The organism is Mycobacterium sp. SMC-11, from assembly GCF_046250095.1.
GTDB classification, from domain to species: domain Bacteria; phylum Actinomycetota; class Actinomycetes; order Mycobacteriales; family Mycobacteriaceae; genus Mycobacterium; species Mycobacterium heraklionense_A.
This window is the reverse complement of the sequence record NZ_CP176430.1, coordinates 1,294,586-1,321,324: the sequence shown is the minus strand read 5'-3', so window position 1 is coordinate 1,321,324 and position 26,739 is coordinate 1,294,586. Positions and strand designations below refer to the sequence as shown.

Here is a 26,739-nt window from a genome sequence, read left to right as displayed (position 1 = left end):
GGCACCTTCAGGCTGCCCCAGCCGCCGCTATAGCGTCCAATACTTATCTCCGATGATCGTGATAGGTGTCATCAATCGATTTCGCGCGCTACTTCCGCCAGCATCCGGGTAAATGCCTGTGCCGCCGCCGAGTGATAGGCCGTGGCGCGCACGAGCGCCACCACGGTTCGGGTGGGCAGTGGCGGGACGAGCGGCACGGCGTGCACATCGTGATGCTCACGGGTGATCGCATCGGGCAGCACGGTGGTCAGTGTGCCGCCGCGCACCGATGCCAGCAGCGCGCTGATCGAATTGGCTTCGACCGTGATTTGGGGGGCGACGCCCCGGTCGGTGAAGTAGGCGTCGATCTGTAGCCGGGTGGCGAAGTCGGTGCTCAGCAGGCAAAGCGGCTCGCGGGCCAGCCGGGCAACCGGCAGCGGTGTCGCTCTCGTCGCAAAGGCGTGGCCCGACCCGACCACCAGTGTCAGCGTCTCGGTGAACAGCGCGGTGTGATCGATCCCGGCGGCATGGGGACCCGCGAAGGCGATCCCGAGGTCCAGCCGGTCGGCGAGCAGGTCCGCCTCGATGCGGTCTTGAGTGTCCTCCCGTATCGAGAGCGTGATGCCGGGATGCGCACTGTGGAATCGGTGCACCAGCGGCCCGATCAAGTAGGCGGTGAACGTCGGCATCATCGCCACCCGCAGATGACCGCGCGAGAGGTCCTGAACGTCGTGGACCGCACGTTCACCGGCATCGAGATCCCGCAGCGCCAGCCGTGCATGCTCCGCATACGCCTCGCCGGCATCGGTCAGCCGCACCGTGCGACCCGAGCGATCCAGCAGCTCCACGGACAATGCGCGCTCGAGCTGCTTGATCTGCTGCGACAGCGTCGGCTGGGAGATGTGCAGCGCCTCGGCCGCGCGGGTGAAATTCCCGTGTTCGGCCACCGCCAGCAAATACCGGATGTGGCGCAGCTCCATCGACTGACTATAGGCGCTACCAATCGAGGTCATGGGGATTACGTCTTGGACGCTATCGCCCGTGGTCAGGCAAGGTGGACCGCATGACTGCGGCATACGGATCCGGCCCGGACCGGCTGGTCGATGCGTTGCTGCCGGACGGCCGCCGGGTCGATGTAACGCTGCGCGGCGGACGGATCGCGGCGATCGATCCGCACCAGCGCGAGTCCTCGGCGCCCGGCGAGAATGCCCTCGACTGCGGCGGTGCGCTGGTGTTGCCCGCATTCGTCGACGGCCACTGTCACCTCGACAAGACGTTCTTGGGTGCGCCATGGCAGCCGCACCGGGCCGCCGGATCCCTGCGTGAGCGGATCGCGAACGAGAAGGCGCTGCGATCCCAGATCGGGGTACCGGTCACCGAACGGGCGACGGCGTTGGCCAACCGCATGGTCTCGCTCGGCACCGGCCACGTCCGCTCCCATGTCGACATCGATCTCGAGGCAGGGTTGACCGGACTGCACGCCCTGCTGGAAGTCCGTGCGGCCCTGCGTGATCGAATCTCGATCCAGCTGGTCGCCTTTCCGCAGAGCGGCGTGGTCACCGCACCGGGAGTGGCCGAGTTGCTGGACGCCGCACTGGCCGAGGGCGCTGAGGTGATCGGCGGCCTGGACCCGGCCGGCTTCGACGGCGATGTCGACGGCCAGCTGGACGTCATCTTCGGTCTGGCCGACCGGCACGGCGCCGGCGTCGACATCCACCTGCACGACCCGGGCACGCTCGGCACCGGGCAGCTGCGCGCCATCGCCGAGCGCACCCGCGTCCTCGGGCTCGGCGGCAAGGTCACGGTCAGCCACGCCTACGCGCTCGGTCAGGTCGACGGCGACGAAGTCGACCGCACCGCAACGGCACTGGCCGACGCCGGTGTGGCGATCCTGACCAACGGTCCGGCCGGCACTATGCCGCCGGTGCTGCGGTTACGCGACCATGGGGTGCGGGTGTTCGCCGGTTCGGACAACATCCGAGACGCCTGGTGGCCGTACGGCACCGGCGACATGCTGGAGCGCACCACCATCATCGGCCTGGAGGGCTCCCTGATGACCGACGACGAACTCGGTTATGCCGCCTCGCTGATCACCGACTCCGCCGCGGCCGTACTCGAACTCGATGGCTACGGCGTGCAGCCAGGGTGTCGCGCCGACCTGGTCGTGGTGGAGGCCGCCGGGTTGGCCGAGGCGGTCGCCGCCCATCCCGAGCGCCGGTGGGTGCTGCACGACGGGCGCGTCGTCGCCGGAACCCGAGCCTGAAAGCAGCGCGCATCGCCACGGGACAGCGCGACTCAGCGCAGCTAATCAGTTGGCCCACACCTCCTAGGATGGCCTGCGTGAACGCCGACGCACTGACCCAGCTCATCGCCGATCTGCCCGAGGGCATGGTGGTCACCGACCCGACGATCACCGCGGGCTACCGGCAGGACAACGCGCTGGACCCGATGGCGGGCCAGCCGCTGGCAGTGGTGCGCCCGCTGCGCACCGAAGAAGTGCAGACGGTGATGCGCTGGGCCACCGCCCATCGGGTACCGGTGGTGACTCGCGGCGCGGGCACCGGCCTGTCGGGCGGAGCCACCGCGGTCGACGGCGGCATTGTGCTGTGCACCGAGAAGATGCGTGACATCACCGTCGACCCCGTCACCCGCACCGCGGTGTGCCAGCCCGGCCTGTTCAACGCAGAGGTGAAGAAGGCCGTCGCCGCCTACGGACTGTGGTACCCGCCGGACCCGTCGTCGTTCGAGATCTGCAGCATCGGCGGCAACATCGCTACCAACGCCGGCGGCCTGTGCTGCGTCAAGTACGGCGTGACCACCGACTATGTGCTGGGCCTGCAGGTGGTGCTGGCCGACGGCACCGCGGTACGCCTGGGTGGGCCCCGCCTCAAGGACGTCGCCGGGCTGTCGCTGACCAAACTGTTCGTCGGCAGCGAGGGCACCCTCGGGGTGGTCACGGAGGTGACCCTGCGACTCTTGCCGGCTCAGCCGAAATCGGCTGTGGTGGTAGCTACTTTCGACTCGGTGACCGCCGCGGCCGAGGCGGTGCTCGACGTGTCGGGGCGGCTGCGCCCGTCGATGCTGGAGTTCATGGACTCCGCGGCGATCAACGCCGTCGAGGACCAACTGCGCATGGGCCTGGACCGCGAGGCGGCGGCCATGCTGGTGGCCGCCTCCGATGAGCGCGGCCACGCGGGCGCCGAGGATGTCGAGCTGATGGCCCGGGTGTTCACCGAGCACCACGCCAAGGAGGTGTTCTCCACCGACGACCCGGTCGAAGCCGAGGGCTTCGTCGCGGCCCGGCGATTCTGCATCCCGGCGGTCGAGGCGCAGGGCCCGCTGCTGCTGGAGGACGTCGGAGTACCGGTGCCGCGGCTGGCGGAGCTGATCACCGGTATCGAGAAGATTGCCGCCGAGCGCCAACTGCTGATCTCGGTGATCGCGCACGCCGGCGACGGCAACACGCACCCGTTGATCGTGCACGATCCGAATGACCCCGACCACGTGCGGCGCGCCGAGCTCGCCTACGGCGAAATCATGGATCTGGCCCTGGCGCTGGGCGGCACCATCACCGGCGAGCACGGCGTGGGGCGGTTGAAGCGGCCATGGCTGGCCGAGCAACTGGGTCCCGACGTGATGGCACTGAACCAGCGGGTCAAGGCCGCGCTCGACCCGCTGAACATCCTCAACCCGGGTTCGGGGATCTGATCCGCCTCAAGCCCCTCGAGTGTGAATCCGCCGACGCTCCCCCGGCGCGTCGCGTCCTGGATTTCACACGCGACCATTGACACCGAGCGGGCCGTTGTCGTATCAATGAGACATGACGACCACGCTGTCTCATCCGAAATTTGAACTCTGCAACGCCGACACCTGGCCCAACCCCTGGCCGATGTACGCCGCGCTGCGCGACCACGACCCGGTCCACCACGTGGTCCCGGAGCACGCGCCGAATCAGGACTACTACGTGCTGTCCCGGCACGCCGACATCTGGGCGGCCGCGGCCGACCACGAGACGTTCTCCTCCGCGCAAGGGCTGACCGTCAACTACGGCGAGCTGGAGATGATCGGCCTGGCCGACAACCCGCCGATGGTGATGCAGGATCCGCCGGTACACACCGAGTTCCGCAAGCTGGTGGCCCGTGGCTTCATGCCGCGGCAGGTCGAGTTGCTCGAGCCCAAGGTGCGCGAGTTCGTCGTCGAGCGCCTCGAACGGCTGCAGGCCAACGGCGGCGCGGGAGATATCGTCGCCGAGCTGTTCAAGCCGCTGCCGTCGATGGTGGTCGCGCACTACCTGGGCGTGCCCGAGGAGGACCGCAGCCAATTCGATCGCTGGACCGAGGCGGTCGTCGCGGCCACCGTCAGCGAAGACGGCGTTGCCTCGGCCGGCGACGCGATCGGCGAGATGATGGCCTACTTCAGCGGCCTCATCGAACGCCGCCGCACCGACCCGCAGGACGACACGGTCTCACATCTGGTGGCAGCCGGAATGGGTGCCGACGGCGACGTCACCGGACTGCTGGCGGTGCTGGCGTTCACCTTCACCATGGTGACCGGCGGCAACGACACGACCACTGGAATGCTCGGCGGCTCAGTGCAACTGCTGCAGCAACACCCCGATCAGCGTCAGCTGCTGGTCGATCAGCCCGAGCTGATCCGCGACGCCGTCGAGGAGTTGCTGCGGCTGACCTCTCCCGTTCAGGGGCTGGCCCGCACCACCACCCGCGATGTCACCATCGGCGAGACCACCATTCCGGCGGACCGCAAGGTGTTGCTGCTCTACGGCTCGGGCAACCGCGACGAGCGCCAGTTCGGCCCGGACGCCGCCGAGCTCAACGTGCGCCGCAAGCCGCACCAGATCATGACCTTCAGCTACGGCGCGCACCACTGCATCGGCAACCAGGCGGCCCGGATGCAGGCGCGGGTGGCGTTGGAGGAACTGCTGGCCCGCTGCCCGAACTACACGGTCGACGAATCCGGGATCGTTTGGGCCGGTGGCAGTTACGTGCGACGTCCGCTCTCGGTTCCCTTCACCGTCGGATCATGATGGCCGGGCGGGCCTGGCTGTCCGATCAGCGCGGTGAGCTGGCCGCCGAGAAGATTCTCGATGCGGCCGAGAAGCTGTTCGCGCAGCAGGACCCCGCCTCGGTGGGCATGACTGAGATTGCCCGCGCCGCAGGCTGTTCCCGCGCGACGCTGTATCGGTACTTCGAGAGCCGCGACGCGCTGCACACCGCCTACGTGCACCGATGGGCTAATGCGCTATATGACGAGTTGACCCGACGGCTGGCCGGCATCGATGACCCGGCGGATCGGCTGGTCGCCGGGATCACCGAATCGCTGGCATTGGTGCGCGGCAATCCGGCGCTGGTGTCATGGTTCGCCGAGACCGGACCACCGATCGGTGCCGCGATGGCCGCCCAGTCCGATGTCATCACCGTGATGGTCGCGTCGTTCCTGTCCGCGTTGGACACCGAAGACAACGACGCCGTTCAGCAACGCGCCCGCTGGGTGGTGCGGGTGGTGACGTCGATGCTGAGCTTCCCGGGGCGCGACGCCGACGACGAGCGGGAAATGCTGACGCAGTTCGTGGTGCCGGTCGTGGTCTCGCCGGGGCGGCTTAACTCCGCACCCGGGTGAGCCGGTGCAGCAGCCAGGACACCGGCACGGTGACCAGCATGGTGACCACAAACAGCGCCAACATCGAGCCGGTGTAGACCGGGGTGTGCAGCACCTCCACCATCACCACCTCCATCAGCACTAGGTGAACCAGGAAGATCTCGTAGGAGATCTCCCCCAGCCACACCATCGGCCGGCTCGCCAGCAGCCGCGCGTACCAACCGCGATTGCCCAACGCCAGCGGGGCCACCATCAGCGCGGCGATCACCGCGTAGAACCCGGCCTTGACCAGCGCCTCGGACAGTTTCGCCGGCGAGGTGGTGGGTTCCCCGGCGATCGGTGTGGACGCGATGAGATAGCAGATGAGCGCCAACGGAATTGCCACGAAGCCGTAGCAGCGCACGCCCATCGCCTGCAGCACCGTGAGCATCATCCCGGCGACGAACCACGCCAGATAACCCGGAAGCCACAGTCGGGCGCCGTCGGGCAGGAAGTCGGTCGTGTGTACCAGCGTCAACCAGGCCGGCGTGATCGCCGCGGCCGCGACTAACCCGGCCAGCAGCAGCCCGGGCCGCCACCGCCGACGGCACAGCCAGACCAATGTGGCATAGGCCAGCAGGGGCAGCACCACGTAGAAGGCGACTTCGACTGCGAGGCTCCACATCTGGGTGAGGCCTTGGTGCAGATAACCGAACATGTAATTGTCGGTGTAGATCTGGGTCAGCGTCAGGTTCCGCAGCAACCCGATCCAGTTGTGGCCGGGGTTCGGTCCGGCGGTGCGGTAGTGGTAGATCACATAGGCCAGCAGCACCGTGACGACATAGGCGGGCATGATCCGTCGCACCCGGTGCCAGGCGTAGCGGCGCACCGACGGGTCCGGCCGGCCCAATGCGGCAGCGCGCACCCACGGCTGAAACAGCAGAAAACCGGACAACACGAAAAAGATCGGCACGCCGATCTCCATCCGAGAACCCAGCAGCCCCGCATAGCCGTGGGTGTACTTGCCGGTGGTGTAGGCCGCATGCGTACCGACCACCAAAAGCGCGGCCACCGCACGCACACCGGTCAGCGACGCGACCCGATCGACCTGGGCGACCTGCTCGAGCCCGCCCTGGGCCACGTCGTCGCGCGGCAGGGTCATTCGGTCCGTTTCCGGTACCCGCCCTCGCCGCGCCGATCGGGTTTACCAGACGGCCGTTCGCGACGCAGGTTGATCAGCTGACCTTGAATCCTGGTCTGCTCCAACGCCTTGAAGGTCTTGCCGGATAGTTTGGCGGGCAGCTCGACCAGCGAGTGGTCCACCTTGATGCTGATGTTGCCGAAATCGCTGCGGTGCAGTCCACCCTCGTTGGCCAGTGCCCCGACGATCGCACCGGGGTTGACCTTGTGGCGCTTGCCGACCGAGATCCGATAGGTGGCGAATCCGTCTTTCGGTGGGCCCTTGCGGTCACCTTTGCGGTCGTCCCGGCCGCCGTCGCGATCCGACTTGGCACGTTCGCGTCGCTTGTCCGGCGGCGGTTCCACCATCAGGAACGCCTCGCCGTCGCGGGACTGCAGCGCCAGTGCGGCGGCAATGTCGGCCATCGGCACGTTGTGCTCGCGGCTGTAGTCCTCGACCAAGCGGCGGAACAATTCGATGCCCGACGCACCGAGGTGATTGGTGATCGCGTCGGCGAACTTGGCGACCCGCTGAGCATTGACGTCCTCGACGCTGGGCAGCTCGGACTCGATCAGCTTCTGCCGAGTCACCTTCTCGATCAACCTGAGCAGGTGGCGTTCCCGCGGGTTGACAAACAGCAGCGCGGTTCCCGAGCGCCCGGCTCGTCCGGTGCGCCCGATCCGGTGCACATAGGCCTCGGGGTCGTTGGGAATGTCGTAGTTGACGACGTGCGAGATCCGGTCCACGTCCAGTCCGCGGGCGGCGACATCGGTGGCCACCAGGATGTCGATGTTGCCGTTCTTCAGGGCGGTGATGGTCCGTTCCCGCTGCGCCTGCGCGATGTCACCATTGATCGCCGCCGCGGAAAATCCTCGGGCGCGCAGTTTTTCGGCTACCTCTTCGGTGGCCTGCTTGGTGCGGACGAAGACGATCATCGCTTCGAAGGGTTCGACTTCGAGCACCCGAGTCAGGGCGTCCATCTTTCGCGGCCCGGCGACCTCGATGTAGCGCTGCGAGATGTTCTCCGCCGTGGTGGTTTTCGCCTTGACGGTGACTTCGACGGGGTCGTGCAGGTAACGGCTGGTGATGCGGCGAATCGCCGAGGGCATGGTCGCCGAGAACAGGGCCACCTGCTTGTACTCGGGGGTGTCTGCCAGGATGCGTTCGACGTCCTCGGCGAAGCCCATCTGCAGCATCTCGTCGGCCTCGTCGAGCACCAGGTAATCCAGGTGCGACAAGTCCAGGCTGCCGCGTTCCAGGTGATCGATGACCCGGCCCGGAGTACCGACCACGACCTGCGCCCCGCGCTTCAGACCGGACAGCTGCACGGTGTAAGAAGCACCGCCGTAGATCGGCAGCACGTTGATCCGAGGCAGATGCGCACCGTAACGCCCGAACGCCTCGGCGACCTGCAGCGCCAACTCGCGGGTTGGCGCGAGCACCAGCGCCTGGGTGGCCTTGCTCGTGGTGTCGATGCGCGACAGGATCGGAATGGCGAACGCGGCGGTCTTGCCGGTTCCGGTCTGGGCCAGCCCCACCACGTCGGAGCCCTCCAGCAAGGCCGGGATGGTGGCGGCCTGAATCGCCGAGGGCGTCTCATAACCGACGTCGGCGACGGCCTTCAGCACCGAGGGGTGGATCTGCAGGTCAGCGAAAGTTGGGGCAATCGGGTCAGAAGGGGACCCGGTGGTGTCCGGGAAAGGTTCAACGGGGGCATCAGGCGAGGTCATAGCGCCTAGCAGTCTACGGGCAAACAGGTCCGCCTCACGCCACAGTTGAGCGCCCGGACCACGGCGACCGACATCGGTGCTCGGCCGCGCCTCCCCGGGCAGCCGGCCGGGCGGCGGTACGGTGCCCGGTGTGCCGAGTGCCGCCAAATCCTCAGGACTGATCGCCGCACTGGCCGCAGCTCTGCTGGCCGGTTGCGGTTCGGGCGACTCCACCGTCGCCAAAACCCCGGAGAACACCAGCCCGGCCGCCGCGCCGCCGGAGGCGCCCCCCGCCACCACCGGGCCCGCCACGTCCGACAGCCCGGCCCCCGCCGACCCGTGCGCGGTCAACCTGGCCGCGCCGGCGATCGCCAAAGCGGTCTCCGAGCTGCCCGCCGATCCGCGCAGCAAGCAACCTTGGAGCCCGGAGCCACTGGCCGGCAACTACAACGCCTGCGCCGATATCTCGGCGGTGATCGTCAAGGCCAACACCAATGCCGAACACCCGAGTACGCGTGCGGTGCTGTTTCACCGCGGCGAATTCCTTCCCCAAGCCGTGCCGGACACCTATGGGTTCAGCGGAATCGACGTGGCGCAATCCACCGGCGACACGGTGGTGCTGCGAAACGCCAGCGGCATACCGGGGTTGGCCGGGATCGTGAAATTCCACTGGAACGGCAATGGGGTGGACATCATCGGCAACACCACCCGGTAACCGGTCGCGCCCTGAGAAGCCCTTAGAACCAACTGTCGCGCCGCGAGTGCCGCCCGAAGGCATCGGTGTCGTCGGGGTCCTCGCGATAGTGCCGATTTCGGCGGGTCGGACTGTTGCCGGTGATCCCGAATTTGGCCAGCACGTCGGGCACCGCAGCCCCGTTGGTGAGCGGACGTAGCCGGTGTCCCGCATCGACGTCAAAACCGTTGTGGTGCAGTGCTGTCGGCTCGGGCTCGGCAATCACCGCCGGCACCGGCGGAATCTCGACAGTCAGCGGTTCGGTGGCGGGGTCCGGCGCACGACGGGCCTGAGGAGTCCGCGGGGCGACAACCGGGATCCGGTCAGTGCGTTCGTCGACCTCAGGTTCGGCGTTCAGGGCATGGAAGCGTCGGGACACGCTGACGCGTTCAGGGGCTCTGGCGTTACCGGGGCCCTCAACGAGGTTGGTGAAGTCGTCGAAGTCGTCGGAATCATCGAAGTCGTCGTAGTCACCGAAATCGTCGGCATCGGTGCCGCCGCCGCTCCGGCTGGTCGTCCGGCGGCCCGGGTCGATGACATAACCGACCATGAACAGCGCAGCTACCACACCGAACAGCGCCACAAATGCCGGCAGCAGCGTCGCCTCCGACATCGCCGCCGCGAACGGCTCGTGCAGGAACTCGGGCAGCTCCAGGACTGCGGAAGCATGCTCGGGGTGCGGGCCACCCGGCATCGGCGGCAGGTCGGCGGCGATCCGCGACGTCATGAAGGCGGCCATGCCCGCGCTGCCCAACACCGCCCCGACCTGGCGCGTCGCGTTGTAGACCCCGGAACCGGCACCGGCCAGATGCGGCGGAAGGTTGCGGGTGGCGGTGGCCGCCAGCGGCGACCAGATAAATGCCATTCCGACCCCGATGACCGCAAACGGCAGCACCAGCCGCCAGATGGGGGTCACCGGTGTCATCTCGATGGACAGCCAGGTGAGCCCGATCGCCAGTACCGAGAAGCCGAATCCGACCACGGCCCGGGGATGAGCGCGGTCGACGATCTTTCCCACAATCGGTGCCAGCACTCCGCTGGCGACCGCCATCGGGGCGGTCAGCAGCGCGGAACGGGTGGGTGACATGTCGCACACCGCCTGCGCGTAGAACATCACCGGCAGCACCATCCCGGTGACCGCGAAACCGATGACGGCCACGCCGACGTTGGCCAGCCCGAAGTCGAGGTCACGGAAGATATGCAGAGGTACCAACGGCTCACCGTCGGTGACGGCCTGCCAGTAGACGAAAACCGCCATGCAGCAGATGCCGCCGAAGATCTGCGCCCAGATCCACGGCGCCCATCCCTGCGACTCACCTTCCTGCAGGGCGAAGACCAGCAGGAACATTCCGGCCCCCGACAGCGCCACGCCGAGGATGTCGAAGCGATGACGGTGCACCGGCAGTTCGGGGATCAGCACGATCGCCAGAACGAGGCCGATGGCACCGATGGGGACGTTGACGAAGAAGATCCACTCCCAGCCCAGCCGGTCGACCAGCACGCCGCCGGCCAACGGCCCGACCAACGTGGCTACCCCGGCGGTCGCGCCCCATACGCTCATGGCCGCGCCGCGCCGTTCCGGAGGGAACGTGCGGGTGATCACCGACAGTGTTTGCGGGGTCAACAGGGCGGCACCGACGCCCTGGACGGCCCGGGCGGCGATCAGCATCTCGATGCTCCCGGCCAAACCGCACCACAGCGACGCCGCGGTGAACACGGCCAGCCCGATCAGGTACAGGTTCTTGGGTCCGAACTGGTCGCCGAGACGACCGGCGACCAGCAGCGGTACCGCGTAGCCCAGCAGGTAGGCACTGGTAACCCAGATCACCGTGTCGTAGCCGATGTCGAGCGCCGACATGATGCTCGGGTTGGCGACGGCCACGATCGTGGAATCCACCAGGATCACGAAGAAGCCGAGCATCATCGCCCACAGGGCGTTCCACGGGTTGACCGGATCAGCCGAGCGCGCCGGACCGGAACGCGCGATATCAGCGCGTTCCGGGTCGTCATACGTGCTGCTCAAGCGCCGCCCTCCCGTCGCTGCGCTGTGCTGTTCGGGGCATCAACCCACCTCCCTGCGACGCTACGGACAGATGATGCCGGGAACAACTCGGAGCGCCGTGGTGCTGTTCGCTGCGGGATGACGATCGCGTCCGTTGAAACGGGTAACCAATCACCAGCGCGTTAGCCTGAACACCACCGAGTCCAAACGGGAGGCAGCCATGGGCATCTTTCGACGGCGACGCCCGGCGCAGGCCCCGGCGCCGGCCCCCGGTGGTTCAGCGAGGCTCGACGGAGGAGAGGCGAAGCTGGGACCGCCGCATGAACCCGACGAGGAGCAGCCGAGCATGGCGGCCCGGGTGCTGGCGCGGGTCATCGAGCGCAGCGAGCGGGTGCAGGGTCCGGCGGTGCGGGCTTACGTGGAGCGCCTGCGGCGAACCGATCCCGATGCCGACCCGGCCCAGGTGATAGCAAAGCTGGAGAAGCGGTACCTGGCAGCAGCGACAGCCAGCGGCGCTGCGGTGGGCGCCACCGCGGCGGTGCCGGCGATCGGCACCCTGATGGCACTGTCGGCGGTAGCCGGGGAGACCGCGGTCTTCCTGGAGGCCACCGCGTTCTTCGTACTGTCCGTCGCGGAGGTACACGGCATTCCCGTGGACAACCGGGATCGGCGCCGCGCGCTGGTGCTGGCGGTGTTGGTGGGCGACCAGGGCAAGGGCGCGCTCGCCGACCTGCTCGGCCCGGGCCGCACCAGCGGCGCGTGGCTCGCCGAGGGTTCTGCGGGTGTCGCGGCGCTGCCGCTCCCGGCGGTCAAGGAGTTGAACTCTCGGCTGCTGCGGTACTTCGTCAAGCGCTTCACCCTGCGCCGCGGGGCGCTGGCGTTCGGCAAGCTGTTGCCGGTCGGCCTGGGAGCTGTGATCGGCGCCATCGGGAACCGGCTGATGGGCAAGAAGATCATCGGCAATGCCCGCAAGGCGTTCGGCACGCCCGCCCGCCGCTGGCCGGTGAACTTGCATCTGGTGCCGGCCCTGCACGACGGCGATGCACACTCCGCATAATCGTCAGCGAGACCGGGGCCGCCGGACAAGCGGCCGCGAGCCTGGCGGAATATCTCCGAGAGGCTAGCCTTTATGAGGCAGGCGGGCGCGGGCGCAAGTGCCACGCCGAACGACCAGGAATCGAGGCGAGAAGCTGTCGTGAGCGGTATCAGTTCACCCTTCGGTCAGAACGAGTGGCTAGTCGAGGAGATGTACCGCAAATTCCGCGAGGATCCCTCCTCTGTGGATCCCAGCTGGCACGAGTTCCTGGCCGACTACTCCCCCGACGCGCCCGGCGATTCAGCGAGGCTCGACGGAGGAGAGTCGAGGCTGGGATCGGCGCATGCACCCGGCGTTGACGGTGCGGCCCGACCGGCTGCGCCAGCGCAACCGGCTCCCCCCGCTCCTGCAGCTCCCGCCCCCGCGGCACCGGCCGCTGCCGCCCCGGCCCCCGCCGCTAAACCGGCCCCCGCCGCCAAGCCTGCCCCGGCCGCCAAGCCTGCCGCCTCGCAGGCTCCCGCGCCGCTCGCCGACGACGAGCTGCAGGTGTTGCGTGGAGCCGCCGCGGCAGTGGTCAAGAACATGTCCACCTCCCTGGAGGTGCCGACGGCCACCAGCGTGCGCGCCGTGCCGGCCAAGCTGATGATCGACAACCGCGTCGTCATCAACAACCAGCTCAAGCGCACCCGCGGCGGCAAGATCTCGTTCACCCACCTGCTGGGTTACGCGATCGTGCAGGCGGTCAAGCAGTTCCCCAACATGAATCGGCATTTCGCCGAGGTCGACGGCAAGCCGAACGCCGTCACACCGGCCCACACCAACCTGGGGCTGGCCATCGACCTGCAGGGCGCCGGCGGCAAGCGCTCCCTGGTGGTGGCTGCCATCAAGGGCTCGGAATCGCTGCGCTTCGCGCAGTTCGTCGACGCCTACGAAGACATCGTGCGTCGGGCCCGCGACGGCAAGCTCACCGCCGAGGACTTCGCCGGGGTGACGATCTCGCTGACCAACCCCGGCACCATCGGCACCGTGCACTCGGTGCCGCGACTGATGGCCGGCCAGGGCGCGATCATCGGCGTCGGCGCGATGGAGTACCCGGCCGAGTTCCAGGGCGCCAGCGAGCAGCGCATCGCCGAACTCGGGGTGGGCAAGGTCATCACCCTGACCTCGACCTATGACCACCGCATCATCCAGGGCGCGGAATCGGGAGACTTCCTGCGCACCGTGCACGAGATGCTGCTCTCGGACGCGTTCTGGGACGAGATCTTCTTCGAACTGTCCATCCCCTACGAGCCGGTGCGGTGGCGCACGGACAACCCGGACTCGGTCGTCGACAAGAACGCCCGCGTCGTCGAGCTGATCGCCGCCTACCGCAACCGCGGCCACCTGATGGCCGACATCGACCCGCTGCGTCTGGACAACACCCGATTCCGCAGCCACCCCGACCTGGACGTGCAGAGCCACGGCCTGACGTTGTGGGACCTGGACCGGGAATTCAAGGTCGAGGGCCTGCCCGGCGGCGACATCCGCAAGCTGCGCGAGATTCTGTCGGTGCTGCGCGACGCCTACTGCCGCCACGTCGGCGTGGAGTACACCCACATCCTCGAGCCGGAGCAGCAGCAGTGGCTGCAGGAGCGCATCGAGGTCAAGCACGTCAAACCGACTGTGGCGCAGCAGAAGTACATTCTGAGCAAGCTCAACGCCGCCGAGGCGTTCGAAAGCTTCCTGCAGACCAAGTACGTCGGCCAGAAGCGGTTCTCCCTGGAGGGCGCCGAGACCGTCATCCCGATGATGGACGCCGCCATCGACCAGTGCGCCGAGCACGGCCTCGACGAGGTGGTCATCGGGATGCCGCACCGCGGCCGGCTCAACGTGTTGGCCAACATCGTCGGCAAGCCCTACTCGCAGATCTTCACCGAGTTCGAGGGCAACCTCAACCCGGCCGAGGCGCACGGCTCCGGCGACGTCAAGTACCACCTGGGTGCCACCGGTGTGTACCTGCAGATGTTCGGCGACAACGACATTCAGGTGTCGCTGACCGCCAACCCGTCACACCTGGAGGCCGTCGACCCGGTGCTGGAGGGACTGGTCCGGTCCCGCCAGGATCTGCTGGGCCGGGGCGCCCTGGGCACCGACGAAGACCCGCCATTCTCGGTGGTGCCGATGATGCTGCACGGCGACGCCGCGTTCGCCGGCCAGGGCGTGGTCGCCGAGACGCTGAACATGGCACTGCTGCCCGGCTACCGGGTCGGCGGCACCATCCACATCGTGGTCAACAACCAGATCGGTTTCACCACGGCGCCGGACTACTCGCGTTCCAGCGAGTACTGCACCGACGTGGCCAAGATGATCGGTGCGCCGATCTTCCACGTCAACGGCGACGACCCGGAAGCGTGTGACTGGGTGGCGCGGCTGGCGGTGGACTTCCGGCAGAAGTTCCACAAGGACGTCATCATCGACATGCTGTGCTACCGCCGCCGCGGGCACAACGAGGGCGACGACCCGTCGATGACCAACCCCTACATGTACGACGTGATCGGCACCAAGAACAGTGTCCGCAAGAGCTACACCGAGGACCTGATCGGCCGCGGCGACATCTCGATGAAAGAGGCTGAGGACGCGCTGCGCGACTACCACGGCCAACTGGAGCGGGTGTTCAACGAGATCCGCGAACTGGAAAAGCATGCCGCGCTGCCCAGCGAGTCGGTGGAGTCCGAGCAGCAGGTGCCGCGCGGGTTGAATACCGCGGTCGACAAGGCGATGCTGGCCCGCATCGGCGACGCGTTCATGGCGATCCCCGAGGGCTTCACCGTGCATCCGCGCGTGCTTCCGGTGCTGGAGCGCCGCCGCGAGATGGCGTACGAGGGCAAGGTGGACTGGGCATTCGGCGAGCTACTGGCGCTGGGCTCGCTGGTCGCCGAAGGCAAGCTGATCCGGCTGTCCGGGCAGGACACCCGCCGAGGCACCTTCTCGCAGCGGCACTCGGTGATCATCGACCAGGCCAACGGCGCGGAGTTCAGCCCGTTGCAGCTGCTGGCCACCAACGCCGACGGCACCCCGACCGGCGGCAAATTCCTGGTCTATGACTCGCCGCTGTCGGAATTCGCCGCCGTCGGTTTCGAGTACGGCTACACCGTCGGCAACCCCGACGCCCTGGTGCTGTGGGAGGCGCAGTTCGGCGACTTCGTCAACGGCGCCCAGTCGATCATCGACGAGTTCATCAGCTCCGGCGAGGCCAAGTGGGGCCAGCTGTCCAACGTGGTGCTGCTGCTGCCGCACGGCCACGAGGGCCAGGGCCCCGACCACACCTCCGGGCGTATCGAGCGCTTCCTGCAGCTGTGGGCGGAGGGCTCGATGACGATCGCGATGCCGTCGACCCCCTCGAACTACTTCCACCTGCTGCGCAGGCATGCCCTCGACGGGATCCAGCGGCCGCTGATCGTGTTCACGCCGAAGTCGATGCTGCGCAACAAGGCCGCGATCAGCGACGTCAAGGACTTCACCGACGTCAAATTCCGCTCGGTGCTCGAAGAACCCACCTACGAGGACGGTGTGGGCGACCGCAGCAAGGTCACCCGGGTGCTGCTGACCAGCGGCAAGCTCTACTACGAGCTGGCCACCCGGAAGGCCAAGGACGGCCGTGACGACATCGCGATCGTGCGGATCGAACAACTGGCGCCGCTGCCCAAGCGCCGCCTCGCCGAGACGCTGGACCGCTACCCCAACGCCAGGGAGTTCTTCTGGGTGCAGGAGGAGCCGGCCAACCAGGGCGCGTGGCCGCGGTTCGGTCTGGAGCTGCCCGAGCTGTTGCCGGAGAAGCTGACCGGGGTCAAGCGGATCTCGCGGCGGGCGATGTCGGCACCGTCCTCGGGGTCGTCGAAGGTGCATGCGGTCGAGCAGCAGGAGATCATCGACTCGGCATTCGGCTGAGCCACCAGGCCGGCGAATGTGCGTGTTTGTGCGCAACACGCCGTGTCGTGCTGAGCAACTGCGCACGCTCACCGAGGGCACCTAATCCAGTACCCGCGGTACCGGATAAACTCGGTATTCCACCAACCGTTGGGGAGAGCACATGCAGGGATTCGCCGGGAAAGTCGCCGTCGTCACCGGTGCCGGATCAGGCATCGGTCAAGCGCTGGCCATCGAGCTGGCCCGCTCTGGAGCGCAGCTGGCGATCAGCGACGTCGACACCGAGGGGCTCGCCCAGACCGAGCGGCGGCTGAAAGCGCTGGGGGTACGGGTCAAGGCCGACCGCCTCGACGTCACCGAGCGCGAAGCGTTCCTCGCCTACGCCGAAGAGGTCAAAGAGCACTTCGGCAAGGTCAATCAGGTCTACAACAACGCCGGCATCGCGTTCAGCGGCGACGTCGAGGTCAGCCCGTTCAAGGACATCGAGCGGGTGATGGACGTCGACTTCTGGGGCGTGGTCAACGGCACCAAGGCTTTCCTGCCGCACCTGATCGAATCCGGCGACGGACACGTCATCAACATCTCCAGTTTGTTCGGGCTGCTGTCCATACCCGGCCAGGCCGCCTACAACGCGGCGAAGTTCGCGGTCCGCGGCTTCACCGAGGCGTTGAACCAGGAGATGGCCATCGCCAAGCATCCGGTCAAGGTCACCACGGTGCACCCGGGCGGCATCAAGACCGCTATCGCCCGCAACGCCACCGTCGCCGAAGGGCTGGACGCCGCGGCCATGGCCGACTTCTTCGACCGACGGCTGGCCTCTACCACTGCCGAAGAGGCCGCCCGAGTGATCCTCCACGGCGTCAGCAAGAACCGGGCCCGCGTGCTCATCGGAAACGACGCGCGGATTTTGGACCTGCTCGTGCGCATCCTGGGCTCGCGCTACCAACGCCTGTTCTCGTTTGTTTTGCCCAGATTCAGGCCCAGCTAGGGGGCAGGGGCGCCTAGTCGGAAGCGGCCCCTAGCGCCCCAGCGGGTGCTCGTCCAAGAAAGCGTCGACGACAACCTGTGGGTCGGCGCCGTCGGCCACCTGTCGATGCATGTCGATCAGTGAGTCGGTGTCGAGCACGCCGGCCACCTGATTGACCGCCAGGAGTTGGGCCTCGGTCAACTCGTTTCGGCGATACAGCGGCACCACATTCTCGGCGCGGACCAGTGCGGGGCGCGCGTCGGTGAGCAGCACGGTCCCTTCCGGCACGTCGGGGTCGGCAGTACTAGACCATGCCGCGGTGATCTGGCGGCCCTGCAGCGCGGCGAACAGCGCTGCGTCATCAGGGAATTCGCGCACCTTCGGCAGCTTGCAACGGCCCACCACATTCGGCGCCCGCGCGCCCGCGACAGCGCCGACCGTCAACCCGGTGCAATGTTTGACGAGCGCGGGCAAGTCGGTGCCGCCCCACGCGGTCGCGGTCGCCTTCGTCACGGCAAATGTGGGCTTGTCTTCGGCGGTCATGGCGTAGTCACCGACCGCGAGACCCTCCGGCAGCGCGCCGGCCAACGCCCAGTAGACGCCCCGGTCGGAGCGGGCCGCGGAATCACGTGCGAACGTCGCCAGGAAGCGGCCGGTGAAACCGGGAACGACAGTCAACTCCCCCGCATCCAACCCGGCGACCGGATCGGCGACAACCTCAAGCCGCACCGCGGCACCGGTACCGCGCAGGGCGCTCGCATACAGATGGCCCAGGACCTGCGACTGCGGATCCGGCGACGTCCCCACACTCAACGGCGGCGACCCCGGATGGGCAGCACAACCGGCGATCAGCACAGCCGCGCATCCGAGCGTCAGGCGGCGCAGGTGATGTCCTAGCGGCCTGGGCACCGTGCGCTCTACGACGCGGAGTCGGCGGCCGCCGCAACAGCGGCCGCAACGGCCGGCTCGACCCGGGGGTCCAGCGGGCTGGGCACGATACGGTCTGGCGCCAGCTCGTCGGCGACGACGGAGAAAATCGCCTCTGCTGCAGCCAACTTCATCGCCTCGGTGATGCGGCGCGCACCGGCGTCCAGCGCACCACGGAACACCCCGGGGAAGGCCAGCACGTTGTTGATCTGGTTGGGGAAATCGCTGCGACCGGTCGCTACCACCGCCGCGTACTTGGATGCCAAGTCGGGGTGGATCTCGGGATCGGGGTTCGAGAGCGCGAACACCACACCACCCGGCGCCATCGACGCGATCAGCTCCTCGGGCACCACGCCACCCGACGCGCCCAGGAAGACGTCGGCGCCGGCCAGAGCCTCGGCCAGGCCGCCGGTCAGACCACGCGGGTTGGTCCGCTGCGCCAGCTCAAGCTTGACGTCGTTCATGCCGGAACGCTCCGGATGCAGCACGCCCTGCGAATCGAGCACGATCATCTCCGAGACGCCCCGCGACAGCAGAATGTTCGCGCAGGCCACCCCGGCGGCGCCGGCACCGGAAACCACCACCCGCAGCGACGCGATGTCACGGTCGACTACCTTGGCCGCTCCCAGCAGCGCCGCCAAGGCCACGATCGCGGTGCCGTGCTGGTCATCGTGCATCACTGGGCAGTCCAGCGCCTCGATCACGCGCCGCTCGATCTCGAAGCATCGCGGGGCGGAGATGTCCTCCAGATTGACCGCCCCGAACGACGGGCGCAACCGCACCAGTGTCTCGACGATCTCGTCCGGGTCCTTGGTGTCCAGCACGATCGGAATGGAGTCCAAGCCGGCGAACGTCTTGAACAGCGCGGCCTTGCCCTCCATCACCGGCAGGGACGCCGTCGGGCCAAGATCACCCAGCCCCAGTACCGACGTTCCGTCGCTGACCACGGCCACCAGCCGGTGCGCCCAGGTGTAGCGGGCCGCCAGCGTGTGGTCCGCGGCGATGGCGCGACTGACCTGCGCCACCCCGGGGGTGTAGGCGATCGACAACGCGCGCTGGGTGTCCAGCGGGGTTTTGAGGTCGACGGAGATCTTCCCGCCCGTGTGGGCTTCGAAGATCTCTTCGTCTCCGATGACGATCGGCGAGCTGTTCATCGCAAGGTTCTCGGGCATCGATAGTCCAGGGTACTTCGCTGGCTTTGCATTCTTTCGATCGGCTGGGGCAGCCAGCGCATCCCGCGTACGCATCTACGCGCTTTCGCTGATGTTTTGCCGGCCTGGCGGGTCGCATGCTGGCTAGCATGAGCGAACGCACGGACACGCCTGCGGTGAACTGGAGTGAGTTGGGTGTGAGCGAACTCCCGACCGGAACGGTGACGTTGCTGCTGGCCGACGTCGAAGGCTCCACACGGCTCTGGGAGACCCAGGCCGAACAGATGACGGCCGCGATCGCGCGCCTGGACCACACCCTCGCCGAAGTCCTCGCCGCCCATGACGGGGTGCGCCCCGTCGAACAGGGCGAGGGCGACAGCTTTGTGGCGGCGTTCGCCCGGGCCAGCGACGCGGTCGCCTGCGCCTTGGCGCTGCAACGTGCACCGCTGGCACCGATTCGGCTCCGCATCGGTCTGCACAGCGGCGAGGTGCAGTTGCGCGGCCAAACCAGTGAGGCAGGCAACTACATCGGGCCGACCATCAACCGCACCGCCCGTATCCGCGACCTGGGGCATGGTGGCCAGACCGTCCTCTCGGCAATCACCGAAGCCCTGGTCGTCGACCGGCTTCCCGCCGATGCCTGGCTCATCGAATTGGGCAGCCACCCGCTGCGCGGGCTGCCCCGTCCCGAACGCGTGCTGCAGCTGTGCCACCCGGATCTGGGCAACGACTTTCCACCACTGCGGGCATCCACGGCCGTCGCGGCCACCAACCTGCCCGCTGTGCTGACCAGCTTCATCGGGCGTGGCGCCCAGATCGATGACGTGCGGGCGTTGTTGGGCGACAGCCGGTTGGTCACGTTGACCGGTTCGGGTGGCGCAGGCAAGACCCGGCTCGCGGTGCAGATCGCGGGCCTGCTGGCGGACCAATTCGCCGATGGCGTCTGCTATGTCGATCTGGCGCCGATCACCGATCCGGAGCTGGTGCCGATGATCGCGGCTCGGGCGCTGGGCCTGCCGGATCAGCCGGATCGCTCCGCGCTGGACACGCTGATCCGCTGGATCGGCGAGCGGCATCTGCTGATGGTGCTGGACAACTGCGAACATCTCCTCGATGCGTCCGCAGTGCTGCTGCTCGGCCTGCTCGGCACCTGCCCACAAGTGACCTTCCTGGCCACCAGCAGAGAACCGATCGCGGTGGACGGTGAAGTGGTCTGGCGGGTGCCCTCGCTGTCGCTGGCCGACGAGTCCATCGCCTTGTTCACCGACCGAGCCCGCCACGCCCGTCCGGACTTTCATGTCACCGACGACAACGCCGCCGCGATAGCGGAGATCTGCCGGCGCCTGGATGGCATGCCACTGGCGATCGAGCTCGCGGCCGCGCGGGTGCGCGCGTTGTCGCTCGAGGAGATCCTCGAGGGGTTGCACGACCGGTTCCGGCTGCTCACCGGCGGTTCGCGCCGCGCGGTACGTCGCCAGCAGACGCTGCACGCCTCCGTCGACTGGTCGCATGCCCTGCTCACCGATCCCGAGCGGGTGTTGTTCCGGCGACTCGCCGCGTTCATGGATGGCTTTCATCTCGACGCCGCCCAGGTCGTGGCCGGATGCGGAGCCATCGCGAGCCATCAGGTACTCGACCAACTCACCCTGTTGGTGGACAAGTCGCTCGTGATCGCTGAAAACACAGGCGGCCGAACGCGATACCGGATGCTGGAGATGGTGCGCCAGTACGCCATGGAAAAGCTGGGCGAATCCGGTGAAGCCGACGCCATCCGTGCCCGTCACCGCGACCACTACACCGCGATGGCGGCCGCACTGGACAACCCGCCCCATGACGGGCACGAACTGATGCTGGCGCGAGTAGATGCCGAGATCGACAATCTCCGGGCCGCTTTCGCGTGGAGCCAAGAGAACGACGAGCCAGAGCAGGCTTTGATCCTGGCCTCATCACTCCTTCCGCTCTGGCTGGGACACGGCCGCATCGCCGAAGGCGTGGCCTGGTTCGAACCCGTATTGAGCGGTGATTCCGGGATCGCCCGTCCGGTCCGAGCACGGGCCTTGGCCGATCACGCGCTGCTGAACGCGTGGGGCCTGGCGTTGAACAGCCTGGACGAGGCACAGGAAGCGGTCGCGATCGCCCGTGAGCTCGATGACCCGGCGCTGCTCGCCAGGGCGTTGACCGCCTGCGTGAGCATTGCCGCCTACAAGGCGGAAGTGGCGGCGCCGTACTTCGCCGAAGCGATCGAGCTGGCCCGCGCACTGGGCGACCGCTGGCGGCTGAGCCAGATCCTCGGTTGGCAGACCTACGCGGCGGCGGTGACCGGCGACCTCAATGGCGCCTTCGCGATCGGCCAACAGGGGCGCGAACTAGCCGATTCCATTGGTGACCAGTTCCATTCGCGTTACTGCCGCAACTGGCAAGGGATGGCGCGCTACATGCAGGGCGATCTGGCCGGGGAGATCGCGCGTTGTCGCGAGATGATCGTGGAGGCGGACGGCGCGGCAGACCTGCTCAACCGGTTCCTGGGCTTGCAGAACCTGGCCCTGGCGTTGGCTTTTCGGTGCGAGGCCGGCCAAGCCGACGAGGTGTTGGCGGCGCTGATCGAAACCGGCTCCGAACTCAGCGGCGTGCACGAGGGCGTCGCCCACATGGCGGTGGGCCTGGCGGCATTGGCCCGAGGCGACGTGGCCGCAGCCGAGTCGGCCCAGGAGCGGATGTGGCATCACATCGGTGTCTACGACCAGATCGCCGCCATATTCCGCTGGTGCAGAGCCGAAACGGCGCTGGCGCTAGGCGATCTGCCCGCCGCACAGCGATGGGCCGACGACGGTGTCGCCGCGGCCACTGGGTGGTACCGGATCATGAGCCTCGTCCCGCGTGCGCGCGTTGCGATCGCCCGAGGCGAACCCGAGCGGGCCGAGCGCGATCTCTACGAAGCACTCGCGATCGCCGCCGAGTCCAACGCCCAGATCGGGATCGCCGAAGCCTTCGAGTGCCTGGCCGCCACGGCTTCGCGCGCCGGCAGCGCCCAGGAAGCCGCCCGCTTGTTCGGTGCCGCCGACGGCATCCGGGCGCGTACCGGCGCTGTCCGATTCAAGATCCACGACGCCGACTGGCACGCCTGGCTGACCGCACTGCGGGAGTCGTTGGACGACAACGCCTTTGACTCCGCTTGGGCCGATGGCGCCGCGCTGTCCACCGCGGACGCCATCGGCTACGCGCTGCGCGGGCGCGGCGAGCGCAAGCGGCCGTCGAACGGGTGGGGCTCACTTACCCCGACCGAGCTCGACGTCGCCCGGCTGGTCAGCGAAGGACTGCCGAACAAAGACATTGCCGCTCGACTCTTCGTTTCACCGCGCACCGTGCAGACGCATCTGACCCACGTCTACGCCAAGCTGGGGCTCACTTCCCGAGTGCAGCTCGCACAGGAAGTCGCCCGCCGGGCCTAACGCCTCAGATCAGGCCCAGGCCGGTGACGGCCTCGCGCTCCTCGGCCAGCTCAGCGGTCGAGGCATCGATCCGGCTGCGGGAGAAGTCGTCGATCTCCAGCCCCTGCACGATGCTCCAGTCACCGCCGGAGGTGGTGACCGGGAACGAGGAGATCAGGCCCTCCGGCACACCGTACGAGCCGTCGGAGACCACTGCCATCGACACCCAGTCGTTGTCCGGGCTGCCCAGCAGCCAGTCGCGGGCGGCGTCGACGGTGGCCGACGCGGCGGAGGCCGCCGACGAGGCACCACGGGCGTCGATGATCGCCGCGCCACGCTTGGCGACGGTGGGGATGAAGTCGTTCTCGATCCAGGCCTGGTCGCCCACGACCTCGGCGGCGTTACGCCCGCCGACCTCGGCGTGGAACAGGTCCGGGTACTGGCTCGCGGAGTGGTTGCCCCAGATGGTCATCTTCTTGATGTCGGTGACCTTGGCGCCGGTCTTGGCGGCCAGCTGCGAGATGGCCCGGTTGTGGTCCAGGCGGGTCAGCGCGGAGAAGCGCTCGTTGGGGATGTCGGGGGCGTTGGTCATCGCGATCAGCGCGTTGGTGTTGGCCGGGTTGCCGGTCACACCCACCCGGATGTCGGAGGCCGCGACCGCATTGAGGGCCTTGCCCTGGGCGGTGAAGATCGCACCGTTGGCCTCGAGCAGGTCGCTGCGCTCCATGCCCGGACCACGCGGGCGGGCGCCGACCAGCAGCGCCAGGTTCACGCCGTCGAAGATCTTGTTCGCGTCCGAGCCGATCTGCACACCCGACAGCAGCGGGAAGGCACAGTCGTCGAGCTCCATGACGACACCCTCGAGCGCCTTGAGGGCGGGCTCGATCTCCAGCAGGCGCAGTTCGATCGGCCGGTCGGGGCCGAGCAACGAGCCGCTGGCCAGGCGGAACAACAGGCTGTAGCCGATCTGGCCGGCGGCGCCGGTGACGGCCACCTTGAGTGGGGTTTTGCTCACGTCAAGTGCTCCTCGAACGAGTTCGGCTGGTCTGGCTTTGGTCCGGGTCGAAACTAGCGCACCGGCGTCGTCGCCGAAAGTTCGGGACCTCCCGCCCCCGATCGCGCTCACCGTGCACGTTGACGCCAAACGCGTAGCATTTGACCGGCACCTGCGCCGGAGGGAGAGCGGCCATGACGGCGTTGCAAGACCCGACACCCCGAGTGCTGGTCGACTGCGGTGTCTATGCAGACGGCGAGCGGATTCCCGGCGACTTCACCCCCGCCGGAGCGCGGGCCAAGGTGCGCGAGATCGAGGCCGGTGGCCGAGAAGCATTCGTCTGGGTCGGCCTGCATGAGCCAGGCGAGGCCCAGATGCAGGGCGTGGCCGCCACCTTCCAATTGCACCCGCTGTCCGTCGAAGACGCTGTTCAAGCGCATCAACGGCCCAAGCTGGAGCGCTACGACGACACGTTGTTCCTGGCGCTGAAAACCGTCAACTACGTGCCGCACGAATCGGCGGTGCTGCCGCGCGAGATCGTCGAAACAGGCGAGATCATGATCTTCGTCGGCAAGAACTTCGTGGTCACCGTCCGGCACGGTGAGCACAGCGGCTTGTCCGATGTGCGCAAGAGGATGGACACCGATCCCGCGCAGATGCGGCTGGGCCCGTTTGCCGTGATGCACGCCATCGCCGACTACGTGGTGGACCGCTACGTCGAAGTGACCAACCTCATGGAAAGCGACATCGACGTCATCGAGGAGACGGCGTTCGCGCCCGGCACCCGCACCGACGTCGAACCGATCTACCAGATCAAACGCGAGGTCGTCGAGTTGCGGCGCGCGGTCGCGCCACTGTCGGTGCCGTTTGAGCGGATGCAGACCGACTACCGGGATCTGATCTCCAAAGAGGTGCGGCGCTATCTGCGCGACGTCGCCGATCATCAGACCCGCGCCGCCGAGCAGATCGCCGGCTACGACGAGTTGCTCAGCTCGCTGGTGCAGGCCGCGCTGGCGCGGGTGGGCATGCAGCAGAACACCGACATGCGCAAGATGTCGGCCTGGGCCGGCATCATCGCCGTCCCGACCATGATCGCCGGCATCTACGGCATGAACTTCGACCGAATGCCTGTGCTGCACTGGGCGTTCGGCTATCCGATGGTGGTGGCGGGCATGTGTGTGATCTCCGCGGTGCTCTACCGCGCGTTCCGCCGCAACGGCTGGCTCTAAGCCGCGGTTTGCCCTGCGCCCCGGCCCCCCGCCCCGCGGGTGAACACGGCCTTCCGGGCGATCCGGCCCCTGAGCGGGCGTGCGCAGTTGCACACCAAACGGCGGCGTGTCTGGCACAAACACGCACGCTCGCGCAAGAAGGGAGCTAGAGGGGCTGGGACGCTGGACGGCCCGGGTCGAAGACGTCCACACCGTCGGCGCGCCACGCCTCGCGCATCGCCTCGGCGCCCTTGAGCCGCACCCACGCGGCTTCGGTCGCAGTGATCGGGGTGGCCGACAAGAACCGCACCGGCTCCCGCGGCGGCTCCAGCGCGAGTTCGGCGATGTCGCTGTCGCCCAGCAACACCGCGGTGAACGGCACCGGACCCGACGGCCCAGTCCACAGCGGGCCGCCGAGGTCGATCAGCGCATCGGGCGCCAGCACCACCCCTTCGACGACCGGCGCGGCCGCCACCGCGGCAAGGCTGCGGGCCAGCCCGGTGTCAGAACCAGAGGAACGCAGGCTCACCACGATTTCAGCCCGGGGACCGTGCACCGGATCGGCGAGCAGCTCGCCGGGGTCACCCATCGGGTGGCGCGAGCAACCGGCCGAGACGTAATGCACCATCCGATCGGGTCCGGGGCCGAACCGCAACACCTCAATGGGCTCGACGCCCAGAAACGTCACCCTCGCGGTGTCGGGCTCGGCAGCGACGCCCGCGAAATGCCGCCGGACATGCTCACGCACCCGGTCCAGATGTTCACTCACCGGCGGGTCACCGCCCAGCCGGTGCGACGCTGAGGTTCACCCCGGTCTTGGCGTCGAACACGACCACCTTCTCGGGGTCCAGCGCCAGCTCGATCGGCTGCCCGCCGGCCGCTTTCGACGCAGCGGGAACCCGGGCCACCAGATCGTTTTCGGCTGGCGCATCGCCGGTTTCGTTCGGGGTGAAATACAGGTACTTGTCGGCGCCCAGCGATTCGACGAGGTCCACACGGGCCGCGAACTTCACCGCGCGACCACGCTGCGCGTCATCGAGCAGCGCGGCATCGCCCAAATGCTCCGGGCGTACCCCGATGACCACCTCACCGCCGGCCGGTGCGGGATGCCTGCCGATCGATTCGCGAGTCACCGCGTCGAGCGGTACCTCACCGATGGGCAGGCGTGCGCCGGTCGCGGTCAGCGTGCCCGGGAAGAAGTTCATCGCCGGGGAACCGACGAAACCGGCGACGAACAGGTTGGCGGGCCGCTCGTAAAGCTCGTCGGGTGTGCCGACCTGCTGGGCGATCCCACCGTGCATCACCACCACCCGGTCCCCGAGCGTCATCGCCTCGGTCTGGTCGTGCGTGACGTAGACGGTGGTGGTGCCCAGCCTGCGCTGCAGCCGGGCGATCTCACTGCGCATCTGCACGCGCAGCTTGGCGTCGAGGTTCGACAGCGGCTCGTCCATCAGAAACGCCTTGGGGTGCCGCACAATCGCCCGCCCCATCGCGACCCGTTGACGCTGGCCACCGGAGAGCTGCGAAGGCTTGCGATCCAGCAGCTCAGTCAGATCCAGGATCTTGGCCACCTCCGCCACCTTTTCGGCGATCTGCGGCTTGCGCATCTTGGCCAGGGTCAGCGGGAACGAGATGTTCTGCCGCACCGTCATGTGTGGGTAGAGCGCGTAGGACTGGAACACCATCGCGATGTCGCGGTCCTTGGGCGCGCGCTCGTTGACGCGTTCACCCCCGATCCGCAACTCCCCCGACGAGATCTCCTCCAGGCCGGCGATCATGTTCAGCGTGGTGGATTTTCCACAACCCGACGGCCCCACCAGAATGATGAACTCACCGTCGGCGATGCTCAGCGACAGATCTTTCACCGCCACAGCGCCATCGGGGTAGCTCTTGGTGATGTGGACGAGTTCGATATCTGCCATCG

At 67.8% G+C, this 26,739-nt stretch carries 19 protein-coding genes; 10 read left to right on the top strand and 9 right to left on the bottom strand.

Features of this window, described 5'->3' with window-relative positions; translation table 11 throughout:
* Nucleotides 1-71 precede the first annotated feature (71 nt).
* Nucleotides 72-959 (bottom strand): transcriptional regulator CynR, encoded by an 888-nt coding sequence (gene cynR, locus ACKY0X_RS06320; RefSeq protein ID WP_409429529.1) that lies wholly within the window; start codon nucleotides 957-959, stop codon nucleotides 72-74.
* A gap of 83 nt (nucleotides 960-1,042) precedes the next feature.
* Between cynR and ACKY0X_RS06315 the strand changes: the two genes are divergently transcribed.
* The 4 genes from ACKY0X_RS06315 to ACKY0X_RS06300 all read left to right on the top strand — a co-directional run bounded on the left by ACKY0X_RS06315 (nucleotide 1,043) and on the right by ACKY0X_RS06300 (nucleotide 5,616).
* Nucleotides 1,043-2,242 carry an amidohydrolase family protein gene (locus ACKY0X_RS06315; protein ID WP_409428748.1) on the top strand — a complete coding sequence of 400 codons (1,200 nt, stop codon included), beginning with the start codon at nucleotides 1,043-1,045 and terminating at the stop codon, nucleotides 2,240-2,242.
* Nucleotides 2,243-2,319: 77 nt separating this feature from the next.
* Nucleotides 2,320-3,687, top strand: coding sequence for an FAD-binding oxidoreductase (locus ACKY0X_RS06310; protein ID WP_409428747.1), 1,368 nt, complete (start codon nucleotides 2,320-2,322; stop codon nucleotides 3,685-3,687).
* A gap of 112 nt (nucleotides 3,688-3,799) precedes the next feature.
* Nucleotides 3,800-5,023, top strand: a complete 1,224-nt coding sequence (locus ACKY0X_RS06305) for a cytochrome P450 (RefSeq protein WP_065039888.1) — start codon at nucleotides 3,800-3,802, stop codon at nucleotides 5,021-5,023.
* A complete protein-coding gene (locus tag ACKY0X_RS06300; protein ID WP_409429528.1) occupies nucleotides 5,023-5,616 on the top strand; it encodes a TetR/AcrR family transcriptional regulator in 594 nt (197 codons plus the stop codon). Before ACKY0X_RS06305 ends, ACKY0X_RS06300 begins: the two co-directional genes overlap by 1 nt.
* On the opposite strand, the gene ACKY0X_RS06295 is transcribed toward ACKY0X_RS06300, so the two are convergent.
* Nucleotides 5,597-6,736, bottom strand: coding sequence for an acyltransferase family protein (locus tag ACKY0X_RS06295; RefSeq protein ID WP_065039889.1), 1,140 nt, complete (start codon nucleotides 6,734-6,736; stop codon nucleotides 5,597-5,599). The genes ACKY0X_RS06300 and ACKY0X_RS06295 overlap by 20 nt on opposite strands.
* Nucleotides 6,733-8,484, bottom strand: coding sequence for a DEAD/DEAH box helicase (locus ACKY0X_RS06290; RefSeq protein ID WP_409428746.1), 1,752 nt, complete (start codon nucleotides 8,482-8,484; stop codon nucleotides 6,733-6,735). The genes ACKY0X_RS06295 and ACKY0X_RS06290 overlap by 4 nt, the downstream gene beginning before the upstream one ends.
* A 121-nt stretch (nucleotides 8,485-8,605) precedes the next feature.
* Here ACKY0X_RS06290 and ACKY0X_RS06285 point away from each other — a divergent pair, with 121 nt between their 5' ends.
* Complete coding sequence (locus tag ACKY0X_RS06285) at nucleotides 8,606-9,178, top strand: LppP/LprE family lipoprotein (protein ID WP_409429527.1); 573 nt, start codon at nucleotides 8,606-8,608, stop codon at nucleotides 9,176-9,178.
* 22 nt (nucleotides 9,179-9,200) lie between these two features.
* On the opposite strand, the gene ACKY0X_RS06280 is transcribed toward ACKY0X_RS06285, so the two are convergent.
* Complete coding sequence (locus tag ACKY0X_RS06280; protein WP_409429526.1) at nucleotides 9,201-11,120, bottom strand: MFS transporter; 1,920 nt, start codon at nucleotides 11,118-11,120, stop codon at nucleotides 9,201-9,203.
* Between the two features lie 298 nt (nucleotides 11,121-11,418).
* Between ACKY0X_RS06280 and ACKY0X_RS06275 the strand changes: the two genes are divergently transcribed.
* From ACKY0X_RS06275 to ACKY0X_RS06265, 3 genes are all read left to right on the top strand, one after another.
* Nucleotides 11,419-12,255, top strand: coding sequence for a hypothetical protein (locus ACKY0X_RS06275; RefSeq protein WP_409428745.1), 837 nt, complete (start codon nucleotides 11,419-11,421; stop codon nucleotides 12,253-12,255).
* A 138-nt stretch (nucleotides 12,256-12,393) separates the two neighbouring features.
* Nucleotides 12,394-16,161 carry a multifunctional oxoglutarate decarboxylase/oxoglutarate dehydrogenase thiamine pyrophosphate-binding subunit/dihydrolipoyllysine-residue succinyltransferase subunit gene (locus ACKY0X_RS06270; RefSeq protein WP_409428744.1) on the top strand — a complete coding sequence of 1,256 codons (3,768 nt, stop codon included), beginning with the start codon at nucleotides 12,394-12,396 and terminating at the stop codon, nucleotides 16,159-16,161.
* Nucleotides 16,162-16,303: 142 nt separating this feature from the next.
* Complete coding sequence (locus ACKY0X_RS06265) at nucleotides 16,304-17,128, top strand: SDR family NAD(P)-dependent oxidoreductase (RefSeq protein ID WP_409428743.1); 825 nt, start codon at nucleotides 16,304-16,306, stop codon at nucleotides 17,126-17,128.
* A gap of 30 nt (nucleotides 17,129-17,158) precedes the next feature.
* Here ACKY0X_RS06265 and ACKY0X_RS06260 read toward each other — a convergent pair whose 3' ends face one another.
* On the bottom strand, nucleotides 17,159-18,016 hold the full coding sequence (locus tag ACKY0X_RS06260; protein ID WP_409428742.1) for a glycine betaine ABC transporter substrate-binding protein: 858 nt from the start codon (nucleotides 18,014-18,016) through the stop codon (nucleotides 17,159-17,161).
* Nucleotides 18,017-18,024: 8 nt separating this feature from the next.
* Nucleotides 18,025-19,206 (bottom strand): NADP-dependent malic enzyme, encoded by a 1,182-nt coding sequence (locus ACKY0X_RS06255; protein WP_409428741.1) that lies wholly within the window; start codon nucleotides 19,204-19,206, stop codon nucleotides 18,025-18,027.
* Between the two features lie 128 nt (nucleotides 19,207-19,334).
* Here ACKY0X_RS06255 and ACKY0X_RS06250 point away from each other — a divergent pair, with 128 nt between their 5' ends.
* Complete coding sequence (locus ACKY0X_RS06250) at nucleotides 19,335-22,634, top strand: LuxR C-terminal-related transcriptional regulator (protein ID WP_409428740.1); 3,300 nt, start codon at nucleotides 19,335-19,337, stop codon at nucleotides 22,632-22,634.
* 4 nt (nucleotides 22,635-22,638) lie between these two features.
* Here ACKY0X_RS06250 and ACKY0X_RS06245 read toward each other — a convergent pair whose 3' ends face one another.
* On the bottom strand, nucleotides 22,639-23,628 hold the full coding sequence (locus ACKY0X_RS06245; protein WP_409428739.1) for a malate dehydrogenase: 990 nt from the start codon (nucleotides 23,626-23,628) through the stop codon (nucleotides 22,639-22,641).
* Between the two features lie 173 nt (nucleotides 23,629-23,801).
* On the opposite strand from ACKY0X_RS06245, the gene corA reads away from it, so the two are divergent.
* Nucleotides 23,802-24,836: a magnesium/cobalt transporter CorA gene (gene corA, locus ACKY0X_RS06240; RefSeq protein ID WP_409428738.1), complete on the top strand. Its 1,035-nt coding sequence runs from the start codon at nucleotides 23,802-23,804 to the stop codon at nucleotides 24,834-24,836.
* 145 nt (nucleotides 24,837-24,981) lie between these two features.
* On the opposite strand, the gene ACKY0X_RS06235 is transcribed toward corA, so the two are convergent.
* Both ACKY0X_RS06235 and ACKY0X_RS06230 read right to left on the bottom strand, forming a co-directional pair.
* Nucleotides 24,982-25,584, bottom strand: coding sequence for a suppressor of fused domain protein (locus ACKY0X_RS06235; RefSeq protein ID WP_409428737.1), 603 nt, complete (start codon nucleotides 25,582-25,584; stop codon nucleotides 24,982-24,984).
* A gap of 7 nt (nucleotides 25,585-25,591) precedes the next feature.
* Nucleotides 25,592-26,737 (bottom strand): ABC transporter ATP-binding protein, encoded by a 1,146-nt coding sequence (locus ACKY0X_RS06230; RefSeq protein ID WP_409428736.1) that lies wholly within the window; start codon nucleotides 26,735-26,737, stop codon nucleotides 25,592-25,594.
* Between the last annotated feature and the right edge of the window lie 2 nt (nucleotides 26,738-26,739).

Bases quoted from the DNA above. Each gene is read 5' to 3' on its own strand.
- ACKY0X_RS06265 (WP_409428743.1), top strand. From the start codon at position 16,304: ATGCAGGGATTCGCCGGGAAAGTCGCCGTCGTCACCGGTGCCGGATCA.
- ACKY0X_RS06305 (WP_065039888.1), top strand. From the start codon at position 3,800: ATGACGACCACGCTGTCTCATCCGAAATTTGAACTCTGCAACGCCGAC.
- ACKY0X_RS06315 (WP_409428748.1), top strand. From the start codon at position 1,043: ATGACTGCGGCATACGGATCCGGCCCGGACCGGCTGGTCGATGCGTTG.
- ACKY0X_RS06255 (WP_409428741.1), bottom strand. From the start codon at position 19,206: ATGCCCGAGAACCTTGCGATGAACAGCTCGCCGATCGTCATCGGAGAC.
- cynR (WP_409429529.1), bottom strand. From the start codon at position 959: ATGGAGCTGCGCCACATCCGGTATTTGCTGGCGGTGGCCGAACACGGG.
- corA (WP_409428738.1), top strand. From the start codon at position 23,802: ATGACGGCGTTGCAAGACCCGACACCCCGAGTGCTGGTCGACTGCGGT.
- ACKY0X_RS06300 (WP_409429528.1), top strand. From the start codon at position 5,023: ATGGCCGGGCGGGCCTGGCTGTCCGATCAGCGCGGTGAGCTGGCCGCC.
- ACKY0X_RS06290 (WP_409428746.1), bottom strand. From the start codon at position 8,484: ATGACCTCGCCTGATGCCCCCGTTGAACCTTTCCCGGACACCACCGGG.
- ACKY0X_RS06230 (WP_409428736.1), bottom strand. From the start codon at position 26,737: ATGGCAGATATCGAACTCGTCCACATCACCAAGAGCTACCCCGATGGC.
- ACKY0X_RS06275 (WP_409428745.1), top strand. From the start codon at position 11,419: ATGGGCATCTTTCGACGGCGACGCCCGGCGCAGGCCCCGGCGCCGGCC.
- ACKY0X_RS06280 (WP_409429526.1), bottom strand. From the start codon at position 11,120: ATGATGCTCGGCTTCTTCGTGATCCTGGTGGATTCCACGATCGTGGCC.
- ACKY0X_RS06295 (WP_065039889.1), bottom strand. From the start codon at position 6,736: ATGACCCTGCCGCGCGACGACGTGGCCCAGGGCGGGCTCGAGCAGGTC.
- ACKY0X_RS06250 (WP_409428740.1), top strand. From the start codon at position 19,335: ATGAGCGAACGCACGGACACGCCTGCGGTGAACTGGAGTGAGTTGGGT.